General features: G+C 70.1%; 9 protein-coding genes. 2 read left to right on the plus strand and 7 right to left on the minus strand.

Annotated features, from left to right (window positions below):
* From LBC97_10520 to LBC97_10535, 4 genes are all read right to left on the minus strand, one after another.
* Window positions 1-1,395 (minus strand): DEAD/DEAH box helicase (locus tag LBC97_10520; protein ID MDR2566462.1); only part of this gene is annotated, 1,395 nt, incomplete at its 3' end.
* A gap of 285 nt (window positions 1,396-1,680) precedes the next feature.
* Entirely contained in the window at window positions 1,681-1,905 is a 225-nt protein-coding gene (locus LBC97_10525) for a DUF3107 domain-containing protein (protein ID MDR2566463.1), read from the minus strand.
* Window positions 1,906-2,061: 156 nt separating this feature from the next.
* Window positions 2,062-2,436, minus strand: coding sequence for a type II toxin-antitoxin system VapC family toxin (locus LBC97_10530; GenBank protein MDR2566464.1), 375 nt, complete (start codon window positions 2,434-2,436; stop codon window positions 2,062-2,064).
* Complete coding sequence (locus LBC97_10535; protein ID MDR2566465.1) at window positions 2,433-2,681, minus strand: type II toxin-antitoxin system Phd/YefM family antitoxin; 249 nt, start codon at window positions 2,679-2,681, stop codon at window positions 2,433-2,435. The genes LBC97_10530 and LBC97_10535 overlap by 4 nt, the downstream gene beginning before the upstream one ends.
* Before the next feature lie 115 nt (window positions 2,682-2,796).
* On the opposite strand from LBC97_10535, the gene LBC97_10540 reads away from it, so the two are divergent.
* Together LBC97_10540 and LBC97_10545 are read left to right on the plus strand one after the other, a co-directional pair.
* A complete protein-coding gene (locus tag LBC97_10540; protein MDR2566466.1) occupies window positions 2,797-6,411 on the plus strand; it encodes a PD-(D/E)XK nuclease family protein in 3,615 nt (1,204 codons plus the stop codon).
* Complete coding sequence (locus tag LBC97_10545; GenBank protein ID MDR2566467.1) at window positions 6,408-9,752, plus strand: ATP-dependent helicase; 3,345 nt, start codon at window positions 6,408-6,410, stop codon at window positions 9,750-9,752. The genes LBC97_10540 and LBC97_10545 overlap by 4 nt, the downstream gene beginning before the upstream one ends.
* 157 nt (window positions 9,753-9,909) lie before the next feature.
* Here the strand turns inward: LBC97_10545 and LBC97_10550 are convergent, their stop codons facing one another.
* The 3 genes from LBC97_10550 to LBC97_10560 form a co-directional block, all read right to left on the minus strand.
* Window positions 9,910-10,059: a hypothetical protein gene (locus LBC97_10550; GenBank protein ID MDR2566468.1), complete on the minus strand. Its 150-nt coding sequence runs from the start codon at window positions 10,057-10,059 to the stop codon at window positions 9,910-9,912.
* A gap of 226 nt (window positions 10,060-10,285) precedes the next feature.
* Window positions 10,286-10,648 (minus strand): hypothetical protein, encoded by a 363-nt coding sequence (locus tag LBC97_10555; GenBank protein MDR2566469.1) that lies wholly within the window; start codon window positions 10,646-10,648, stop codon window positions 10,286-10,288.
* A 62-nt stretch (window positions 10,649-10,710) separates the two neighbouring features.
* Window positions 10,711-11,472: a hypothetical protein gene (locus LBC97_10560; protein ID MDR2566470.1), complete on the minus strand. Its 762-nt coding sequence runs from the start codon at window positions 11,470-11,472 to the stop codon at window positions 10,711-10,713.
* Window positions 11,473-11,610: the final 138 nt, after the last annotated feature.

Below are 11,610 nucleotides of genomic sequence, written 5' to 3' on the forward strand. Positions count from 1 at the left end.
GGCCCGGGTGCGGGCCTTCGAGCGGCCGTCGGAACGGGAATCGGAACCGCGCGACCCGCCGCCGGAACCGCCCCGGCCCCGACCGGCGCCGTCGCGCCTGCGGCCGCCGGTCTCCCCCAGGTCCTCCCAAGCCTCCGCGTCCAGGCCCGCCGCGGTGCGCTGAGCCTTGGGCAGCACGCCCGTCACGTCCGCCGGGATGTCAAGGTCGGTGTAAAGGTGGGGCGAGGTGTGGTAGGTCTCGGGCGGGTTGGGCTGGCCAATCCCGAGGGTTTTGTCGATCAGCCCCCAACGCGGCAGGTCGTCCCAGTCCACGAAGGTGACCGCGGTGCCCTTGTTGCCGGCCCGCCCGGTCCGCCCGGTGCGGTGCAGGTAGATCTTGTCGTCCTCGGGGCACTGGTAGTTGATCACATGGGTGACGTCGTCCACGTCGATCCCGCGGGCGGCCACGTCGGTCGCCGCCAGCACATCGACCTTGCCCTTGCGGAAAGCCCGCAACGCCTGCTCGCGGGCGCCCTGGCCCAGGTCGCCGTGGATGGCGGCGGCTGCGAAACCGCGGCTGACCAACTCGTCTGCCAGCCGGGCGGCGGACCGCTTGGTGCGGGCGAAGATGATAACCCGCCCGCGACCGCGGGCCTGCAGAATGCGGGCGATGATCTCGGTCTTGTTCAACCCGTGCACGCGGTAGACAACCTGGTTGATGTTGAGGACCGTGGCGCCCTGGTCCTCCGGGTCCTGCACGCGGATGTGCGTCGCCTGGGTCATGTGCCGCCTCGCCATTGCCACCACCGGGCCCGGCATGGTGGCCGAGAACAGCATGGTGTGGCGTCCGGCGGGAGTCTCCGACAATAGCCGCTCCACATCCGGGAGGAAGCCTTGGTCCAGCATCTCGTCCGCCTCGTCGAGGACCACGGTGCGGGCGTGCCCCAAGTCGAGTTGCCGCTGGTTGAGCAGGTCGATCATGCGGCCGGGCGTGCCCACCACGACTTCGGCTCCGCGTTTCAGCGCCTCGACCTGAGGTTCATAGGCGCGCCCGCCGTAGACCTGCACAATCCGGACGGACCGGTTCGAGGCGGCGGTTCCCAGGTCGGTTGCGACCTGCACCGCGAGTTCGCGGGTCGGCACGATCACCACGGCTTGCGGTTTCCCGGGCGCCGGGAGTGCGTCGAAGCCGTCCTCGCCGGGCGAAAGCACTTTTTGCAGCAGCGGGATGCCGAAGCCCAGCGTCTTGCCGGTGCCGGTCTTCGCTTGGCCAATGATGTCGTGGCCGCTGAGCGCCACGGGCAGCGTCAGGGACTGGATTGGGAAGGGTGTGGTGATGCCGGCCTTGGCGAGCGCGTCGACCACGCGCGGGTCCACGTCGAAGTCGGCAAAGGTCGGTTGGGGTTCGGTACTCAAGTGGCTGATTCCTTATCTCTTCAACTAGCTGTGGCAGGCGCGCCTCGGCAGGTCACGCCGGGCAGCCGATCGCTGGTTTTCGAGAATTGTGTCCGCTTGCGGCCGGTCAGCCCATTTCGTCGTCGCGGGCCAGTTTAGCGCCTTGGAGTGGTCGGCGTGTTGCCAGGCGGCTGTTCGCCCGCCCGCGCGTGAGGCGCGGTGGCGCGGCGCAGCGCGTTTTGGGGGTTTCCGCCGCCGATGCCGTGCCCTCCGTCCGCCCCCCGCCCTCCTTGGTCTTTGGGCTGGTCAGGCACCAAAGCCGACCCGGCGGGCCTGGCTCGAGCCGACTTCCACGTAGGCCAGCGCGCTGGTCGGGATGAGCAAGGTGCGGCCGTGTTTGTCGGTCAGCGTAATCAAAGGCTGACCGTCTTGGATGGCGGCGGCTATGGCGTCCCGGACCTCTTCGGCCCGTTGGTCGGTGTTGAGAGTGATTTCCCGTGGGACTTGGCGCATTCCGATGGTTATCTCCATGAGCCCGATTCTATGGCCGGGTCGAGCCGTTTGCCGGACGCCGCCGGGCTGGTTCAGTTCTGGGCGTAACGCCGGCCGAGCCGTCCCCAGCGTGCGAATCATCGGGGGCTCGGCGCATCTCCTCCGAACTGGATCAGCTGGCGGGGGCGCTTGGCGTCAGGCTCCGAGCACCCTGACCTCGTACTGCTCGAAGACTCTGTCCGCGGTGGCGACGGTGAGCCCTTCGACCAGGGCCTGGGCGATCAACAGCCGGTCGAACGGGTCGCGGTGGTGCCAGGGCAGGTCGGCGGCCGCTTCGGCGTGGCGGGCGGTCAGGTGGAGTTCGCGGTAGCCGGCCGCGGCGAGCGCGTCAGCGTAGCCCGGCTCGACCTGGAGCTTTCCGAGCGATGATTTCAACGAGATCTCGGCGACGCTCATGGCCGAGAAGAACACCACGTTGGCGCCATCGGTCACCGCGTCGCGGAACGGCGCCAGGCGGGGATGGTCCTCCAGCGACCAGAGCAGCACGTTCGTGTCAAGCAGGAGCCTCATGCCCCGTACCAATCCAACTCGTCCTGCTCGGTGAACCGGTCCCACCCGTCTGGTGCCGTCATCTTGCCTCGCCACAGCCCTACCGGGCGTTGCGCACCCCCGGCTGCTGCGGGCAGGACCCGCACCACGGGACGGCCGTGCCTAGTGACCACCACGGGGTCGCCCGTGCGTTCGATTTCCGCCACGATCTGGGACAAGTGGGCCTTGAAGTCGTAGATGCTGATTGCCTGATCGTCGAAAACCATAGACGCATCGTAACAAGTCTGACTGGTCTGACCAATATGAGCGACGCGGTGATCTTGTGATCTCGTGATCCGCGCGGCCGCGAATAGTGTCAGCGGGCCGTGGTGTGATTGAGGCATGGAAACGAGCCGCTTGGCGCTGAGGCTGGATGTGACGCCGCCGCCGGTCCCGGAAGTCGAGCCGGACCAGTCGCAGGCCGGGGTACTCCGCATGATTGAGCGAGGCGAATCGGTCAGCGTCTTCGGGTTCCCCGGCACGGGCAAGACCCTGGTCGCGGAGTTGGCGGTGGCCAGGGCCCTCGCGGCGGGTCTGGACGGGCGGCGGCTGGTCGTTTTGAGCGCGGACCGGCACGGCGCCGCCGAATTGTCGGCGCGGATCGTTAGGCGGGTCGGCTCGGTGGTGGCGGGTCGTCCGGCCGTCACGCCCACGTCGTTGGCCATGACCATTCTTCAAGCCCGTGCGGAGGCGGTCGCGGGCAGCGGACTGGACGGGGCGCTCGAGGCGTCGCGGGAGTACCAGCCGCAAATGGTGACCGGGGCCGAGCAATCGGCGGCGCTCGCCGCGCTGCTGGAGGCGGACGCGGAGGGCGTGGGGCCGGGCGTCGGATGGCCGCCGTCAGTGCCGCCGGAGGCCCGCCGCTTGACTGCTTTCCGCGACGAGCTTCGGGATCTGCTCATGCGGGCCGCCGAAAGGGGTCTCGATGCCGTGGATCTGGCTCGTCTGGGCCAAGACCGGGGACGGCCCGACTGGGTGGCCGCCGCCCATTTCTACCAGCGCTACCTGGACACGCTCGACCTGCGGAACACGGCCGACGCGGGGCTGAAACTGGATGCCGCCGCGATGGTGGCCCAGGCGCACCTGTGCCTGCGGGACTGGGACCGGCCCCTTTCCGTGCGGGGCCAGTCCGTGGAACTTGATTTGGCCGGGCGCCCAGGTTGGGAACTGGTGATAGTCGATGACTACCAAGAGGCTTCGCTGGCGCTCCACCGGTTGGTGGGGCAGTTGGCCGCCCAAGGCTCCCAGGTCGTTTGCCTCGGCAGCCCGGACACCGCCGCCCAGTCGTTCCGGGGCGCTTTGCCCGGCCAACTGGTCGCGTCGACCGGCCCGGCGCCGGATGGCTGGGAGGCGCTTGAGGCTGTCTTGGGCCGGTGCTGGCGGCAATCCGGGGAACTGCACGCCAAAGCGGTCGAGGTGGTGGCGCGCCTAAGGCCCGCGGGACGGTCGCGTGCGGCGGTGGTGCCGCCGGCGCCCGCAAGCGCGCCGAAGGGGCCGTCGGCGCAGTCGAAATCCGGGCTGGTCAGGGCTGCGGCGGTCGGGTCGGCTGCCGAGGCGGCGGCGGTGATCGCACGCCGTCTGCGTGAAGCGCACGCCGTTGACGGCCTGGCGTTCAGTTCGATGGCGGTCTTGACCCGGACCGCCGGGCAGGTGGCGCTGATGCGTTCGCTTCTGACCGGCGCGGGCGTGCCGGTCAGAGTGCCCGGCTCGGAGGTGTTGGCCACTGACCATCCGGCGGTCGCGCCACTGGTGACGCTGATGCGCTGGACGGCTCGCGGCGCCTCGCTTCCGCCGGACGCGGCGGCCAGCCTGTTGGTTTCGAGCGTTGGCGGGATGGACGCGGCTGATCTGCGCGAACTGCGCCGCGCGCTCAGCCGGGAGGGTCGCGCGGAGGGCGTGGCCGGGCCGCCGGACGTGTTGGCGGCGCGGCTTCTGGACGGCGGGACGGGGGAGGTCCAGGGCTTCGCGCCCGCTGAGGCGCTTGGGCGAAGCGTGCCCGCGCGGTTGGCGCCGGCCGTAGAGCGGCTGCGGTCGGCTCTGCGGGCCGGTCGTCAGGCGGCCGCCCGCTCGGGGGCCGGGGCCGCAGATGTGTTGTGGGCTATTTGGGAGGCCTCCGGCCTGGGCGAGCTTTGGTCCGGATGGGCGCTCGCCGGAGGGCCGCGCGGGTCGCGCGCCGACGCCAACCTTGACGCGGTTCTCGCCCTGTTCGCAGCCGCCAGCCGCCACGACGCCCGCAAGCCGGGCTCCGGCTCGGCCGGCTTCGCCGCCTACCTGGAGGCTCAACAGCTGCCGAGCGACACGATCGCGGCGCAGGCGCCGCCGGGCGACCGGGTCACCGTTTCAACCGCCACCGCCGCGATCGGCCGGGAATGGGACCTGGTCGCGTTGGTGGGTCTTGAGGAAGACGTCTGGCCTGACCTGCGGCTGCGGGACACGTTGCTGGGGGCCGGGCGCCTGGCGGACATTGTCGACGGGAAAGACGTGCCTGCGGCCGGGCCCGAACGCAGGCGCGAGGTGCTGGAGGAAGAGACGCGCTCCTTCGCTTTGGCCTTGACCCGCGCCAAGCGGGAGGTCTTGGCCGTGGCGGTCGCCAACACCGACGAACAGCCATCCCGCTTTTTCTATTGGCTGGCCGGCGAGGCGGCCAGTGAAGCGGCCGGCGCGGCGACGGCGGGCGGGTCGGGCGGCCAAAGCGCGGCGGGGCGGTGTTGGCCGTTCGACCTACGCGGCATAGTCGCCGAGGGGCGCGCGCGACTGGCGTGCCCGCCGCCAACCGGGCACGGCGGGGGCGGCCACCTCGAGGCTCGTTCATGCGGCAATGGGGACGCCGAAACCGGCGGAGCGGGGAGAACCGAGGCGGCGGTCGGATCGGCGGCGGTGTGGGGGGCCGGGGGCTCCGGGGCGGCTGGCCTGGGCGTGGCGGCGGCTGGCACGGGCGTGGCGGCGGCTGGCGGGGGGACGGCATCGGCGGCGGTGTGGGAGGCCGGGGGCGCCGGGTCGGCTGGCCTGGGCGTGGCGGCGGACCACAGTGGCGCGTCGGGCGGAGACGCGGCGGGTGCTGCCTGCGGGGACGCGGCGCGGGTCCTGGCCGTCTTGGCCGCAGTCGGGGCCGATGGCGCGGACCCGGCCGAGTGGCCCGGCGTCCTGGGCCGGTCTGCGGCTGACGGCCTTCACGACGGCCGGAGCGCGCCCGTGCTCAGCCCGTCAAAGGTGGAGGCGCTGTCGAAATGCCCTTTGCTGTGGGCTCTTGAGAAGGCGGGCGGCACGCGCCAGGCGGGGGACAGGGCGACGTTGGGCACCTTGATTCACTGGTTGGCGGAGGAATATCCGCACGATGGCCCGGGTGAGCTGAAACGGCGCTTGCGGGAGCATTGGTCCGAACTCGGTCTTGAGGACAGCTATTCGAGCCGCCGGCTGCTGGAGGAAGCGCTTCAAATGGCCGAACGGCTGGGGATTTACCAGGAGTCGCACCCGAATCTGGTGGCCAGCGAGGCGGAGATCAAGCTGCCCGAGCCGGGCCCGGCCTTAGCGAACGGCACCCAACTGCCGGTCCGGCTGGCCGGGCGGATCGACCGCCTTGAAGGCGAGGGGCCGGACCGGGTTCGCGTGGTCGACTTCAAGACCGGCAAGAACGTGCCCAGTGCGGCGGACGCCGAACTCAATCCCCAACTCGGCGCCTACCAGGTGGCCGTCAACGCCGGATTGGTGCCGCCCCACCGCTCAGCCAGCGAGGCGGTGCTGGTGTATCTGAGCAGCGGGGCCAGCCGGCCGGCGGAACGACGGCAGCCCGCCCTGGCGGCGGACGGCGGCGCCAACTGGATGATCGACCTGCTGAGCCAATGCGCGAAGAACGCCCAGGGCCCAACCTTTGAGGCGCGCCCCGGACCGCAGTGCCGCAATTGCTCCGTCAAGACCTCTTGCCCGGCTTGGCCCGAGGGAAAGCAGGTGGTCGCGTGAACCTGCGGTGCACGCCTCAACGCCTCGCCGAACTGATTGACGGGGGGACCGTGTTGACCGCCGAACAGGCCCAGGTGGTCGGCGCGCCGCTCGCGTCGCACCTGGTGGTGGCCGGCGCCGGGGCGGGAAAGACGTTCGTGATGGCGCTGCGCGTGGTGTACCTGGTCGCCAACGGCCTGGTCGAACCGGACGCGATTCTGGGACTGACCTTCACGCGCAAGGCGGCGGCCGAGCTGGGCCAGCGGATCCGCGCCATGCTGGCCCGCCTGCCAGCGGACCTGGTGGGCGGCCCGGACGCGCCATGGCCCGTGGTTTCCACCTATGACGCCTACGCCTCCTCGCTGGTCCGCAGCTACGGCCTGCAAGTCGGGGCGGACCCGGACGCGCGAATCCTGACCGGGGCACAAAGGTGGCAGGTGGCGACCGACGTGGTGGAAAGCTGGGCGGGCGACCCGGACATCAGCGCCAGCACGGGATGGCTCGCCGGCCTCCTGATGGGGCTGGCGGACCAGACCGCAGACAACCAGGTCGAGCCGGATCGCCTGATCGCCTACCTCGACAGCGTGATCCTGGACTTGGCGGGCAAGGAGCCGGGCGTCAACCCGGCGACGGGAAGGCGGAAGAGTTCGGCGCCGGCGGGGGTGACCAGCGCGATCACAGGGCTCATGAACCGACGCGCCGCCGCCCGGCTGATCAACGAGTACCGTGCGCGGAAGGCCGAACTCGGCGCCATGGACTTCGCCGACCGAGCGGCGTGGGCGCGGCGTCTCGCCCGGCTGGGGATGGACGGCTCCGCGCGCAACCCCGTGGCGCGGGCCGAACGCGATCGCTTCAAGACTGTGGTACTCGACGAGTTCCAAGACACCTCGACCTCCCAGATCGACTTTCTCAGCGCCCTGTTCGCGCCCATGCCGGTGATGGCCGTGGGCGACCCGCATCAATCGATCTACGGCTGGCGGGGAGCGTCCGCGACCGCGCTGGAAGCGTTCTTGGAACGTTTCCAAGCCTCTGAGTCGGGACTCCCGCCAAAACGGCCCGCGACCTTGCATCTCAGCGTCGCCTGGCGCAACGACCGAGCGATCCTCGACGTGGCCAACCGGGTGGCGCAACCGTTGCGTGCGGCCAGTTTGATCGAGTTGCCGGAACTGCGGCAGCGTCCCGGCGCCGGGCCCGGCCAGGTCGACTCCGGCTATTTCGAGACGAGGGCCGCCGAAGCGGAGGCTGTTGCCGCTTATCTTTCGGAGCATTGGGCGCCATCCCTCAACGGGGCGAGTCCCCGGACTGCGGCCGTGCTGGTCCGGACCCGCGCCCAAATTGATCCTGTCGTCGCAGGCTTGGAGGCTGCGGAGTTGGATTATCAGGTGATCGGGCGGGGCGGCCTGCTGCGCGCGCCCGAGGTCCGCGACGTGGTCAGTGTGCTCGCCGCGAGTCAGGACTTGACCAGGGGAGACGCCTTCATGCGGCTGGCCGCCTCGCCGCGCTTCGCCCTGGGCATCAAAGACTTGGACGCGTTGGCGCGGCTCGCCCGGCGGAACAGCGAGGACGGCGGGAACGGCACCGCTCAAGAAGTCCTTGGTCTAGGCGCCGCGAGCGGCGCTCCGGCCGGGGACGCCGAACGCTTGAGCGTGCTGGACGCGCTCGAGGCGGTGATCGCGGCTCCGCCGGACGCGGATTGTGGCGGCATCAGCCCGCAAGGCGTTGCGCGCCTTCGGCGGATTGGCCGGGCGCTGGGCCGCGTCAGGCGGGCCGCCTCCTACCTCAGCCTGCCGGAACTGGTGTTGGAAGCCGAACGCACCCTGGGTCTGGACATCGACCTTCTGGCAGCGCCCGGTCCGGCCGGCCGCAGCCAAGTCAGCCAGTTGGTGAACGAGGCGCACAACTACTCGCAGAACCAAGACGTTGCGAGTCTGACGGGCTTCCTGAACTGGTTGGAAGCCGAAGAAGAACAGGCGGACGGGCTTGAACTGGCCGACGTGCCGGCCCCGGGGGGCGCCGTCCAAGTGTTGACCGTTCACGCGGCCAAGGGGCTGGAATGGGACGTGGTGTGCGTGCCCGGCTTGGTTCAGGGCGGCTTCCCGGCCGTCACCGTCAAAGAGGTCGACGGGGAACAAGAGGCGGTGGGCCTGGGCTGGTTGAGCGACGCCCGCCGCAGCGGCTCCAGCGGCGGCTTGCCCTGGCCGCTGCGCCTTGACGGCGGCCCATTGCCCGCCTTCCGTCATGAGGAGGCCGCCGATGTGGTTGAGCTGGGGGAGGCCTTCGAAAACTTCAAGCGTGAGGTCGGGCGCCACCTTGTGGCCGAAGACCGCCGAGTCGCCTATGTCGCGGTCACCCGCGCCAGGACGCATCTGTTCCTCAGCGGCTCCTGGATCACAACCACGCCGAAAGGCAGGCCGCCGTCCGTTTTCCTGCGAGAGCTTCTGGCAGGCGGTTTGATCGACGCGTCGCGGTGGGCCCAGGATCCAGGCGAAATCGAACCAGGTGAGGTTGCCGAGCAGTTCGCCGTCTGGCCGCCCGAGAATCCCGCCGGCCGCCGGGGCCCGGCCCTGGCACGCGCGGCCGCCGCCGTTGACGCCGCACGGCGCGACTTGCCCGCACGGCTTCGACCGGCCGAGGCTATTCGCCTGCTTGAGGGGATGAACTCCGAGTTGGCCGCGCGGGCAGCGCTGCTCTTGCGGGAACGCGAGCGATCGGCGGCGAACCTGGTTGTGGCGCTGCCCGCGCAAAACTCGGCGACCACCCTGATCGGACTGGCCGGCGGGGACGGCGACGCGCTCGACCGGCTCCGGCGGCCGGTTCCGGTCAAGCCCAGCCGCGGCGCCACGCTGGGGGAGGAGTTCCACCGCCGCGCCGCCCTCGAATTGGCGGTGGGGGCGCACAGCCGCGTGCGCCAAGACATGCTTGACGCCGCCTTGTTAGCCGACCACCACGTCGATTCGGCCGCAGAAGCCCACCTGAACAGCCTCATGGAGGCCTTCCGGCGTTCCCGGTGGATGAGCGGCGCCGACACGCTCGTGGCGGTCGAGACGGAACTGGAAATCGAACTGCTTGGACGCTGCGTGGTAGCCCGAATCGACGCGGTCTTCCGCGACCCGTCTGGCCGGATGGTTGTGGTCGACTGGAAGACGGGCACCAGCGACTCGGGGAGCGCCAGGCCCATCCACGCCGACCAAGTCCGGCTCTACCAGACCGCAGTGGCCAGCCAAAACGGCCTCGCGCCGGACCAGATCCAGGGCTACGTGCACTACGTCATGGAGAACCGGTCGGTCCCGGTGAAATGCCCGCCCGACTACCTGTCCCACCTGGCCGACCGGCTCTCAGCGCTGGGCGCCACCGAGCTCTGACCCCTGCCCGAACACCTTTATCCACCACGAAGTGTGTCCGGAGCAACGCAAAATGAGACAAACCCGGACCGTCGAACGCTCAAAGCGGCCGAAGGTCCGGGTCCGACCCGTTCCAACCGCCTGAAACCCGGCCAGACCGCAGCCAACGGTTTGCCAGTCAAATGATGTGGCGCTTTGGGATCTTCGCGCGCGGTTTGCGGCCCTTGTCCGCCTCCTTGCCGGTCGGCGCCAACTGGAACACCGGCTCCAAACCTCGCTCCTTGCGGCCGCGCAGCCGCTCCAGCATCCGGTCGATCGCATCCGCCATTTCCCGAGGCCTCGGCGGACTCCAATCCGGGTGGGCGGGATCGAAACCGCAACGGTATGCCGTCCCCCAAACGCTGATGACAAACCCCTCCGCGACGAAGGGGAGGTCGGGGTCGCCGACGTCGACCACCACATCGCCCCCCGGTGGTCGAGCGCGCTCACCGGACGCCAGCACACCCACCGGGAGTTCGGGACCAGCCGCATGGCCACGTCCCCCAAGTACACCATCAGCCGTTGTTCCATCCGCTCCACTTTTGAGGGGTCGGGAAGCGCTCGTTCCAGGCACCATGGCCGTGCTTCGACCCCGCCAGGGCGCGGGACCGCTGCTCGTAGGCCGCATGGTGGAAGTAGGGCAGCCAGTCCTCGCCGTCCTCCGGCTCGCGGCGGACCCAGTCGACCGCCCATTCCCCCAAAGGCTCCAACGACCTGACCGACCCGTCCAACTCCGGGCCGCCGTCCGCCGCGACCATCTCCCGCAACCGGACGCGGCACCCCGGGATCTGGGCGGCGAACCGGTCAAACAACCTGTCCTGGACCGCGTACCAAGCCCGCGAATCCAGCCCGCGCGGATTCTCAAACCGATTCCGCACCACCCCATCAGGCCGCGACGTGAACCACATTCCGTCACCCCTGCCGCCGCCGCGCCCCGCTGTCAGATGCCGCGGTTGAATTCGCGCCGTCCGGCGTGGGGGGTGCGGCCTTTGGCCGCCTCCCGCCCGGTCGGGGCCGCCTGAAACACCGGCTCCAAACCCTTTCGCCGGCGCTCCTCCAACCGCGCCAACGTCTGATCCACATAATCTGTCGCCTCGCGCGGGTTCGGCGCCCGGTACTCCGGATGCGACGGGTCGAAGCCGGCGGTGTAGGCGTGGGTGAAAACCAGGCCATCGGCGGCGCGCGGCTGGAACGGCCGGTTCGGGTCACCCACATCCAACAGAATGTCGCCGGCCGGGTGGTCGCCGACGAAGTTCCCGCGCCAGCACACCCACCGAGACCTCGGCACCAGGCGCATCATCACGTCGCTCACGTACACGGCCAGCCGCTGCCGCATCCGGTCCGCCTGGGGGGAGAGGTACCAGTTCTTGTACACGAGGTGGCCGTTGTCCACCTCGTGGACCCTGGGCGCGTCCCGGTTGAACCAGATCGACAGCCAGTCCTCGCCGTCGTCCGGCTCCCGCTTGACCCAGTCCAACACCCACTGGCACACCGGCTCCAGGGACCGCAGCGAGCAGTCCAGTTCCGGGCCGCCCGTCTCGGCGACCATCTCCCGCAGCTTGGTCCTGCACCCGGGAACCTGCGACATGAACCGGTCGAACAACTGGTCCTGGACCCGGTACCAGGCCCGCGACTCCTGGCGCTCCTTGTTGTCCCTCGTGCCCAGCGGCCCGGTCCCGTCAGATGTAGATGATGTAGGCAAGGCCCTCTTCCTCCAGCAAGTCGAGCTCTTCCCAATCCGGGCCGGACACGCCGCTCCGCTTCTGATCCGGGAAGTACATGCGCACAATCCTCTCAAACCCCAACTTGGCGGGCGTGAAACCCGGCTCGCCGGCGGCCA

This window comes from Bifidobacteriaceae bacterium, from assembly GCA_031281585.1.
Lineage (GTDB): Bacteria > Actinomycetota > Actinomycetes > Actinomycetales > WQXJ01 > JAIRTF01.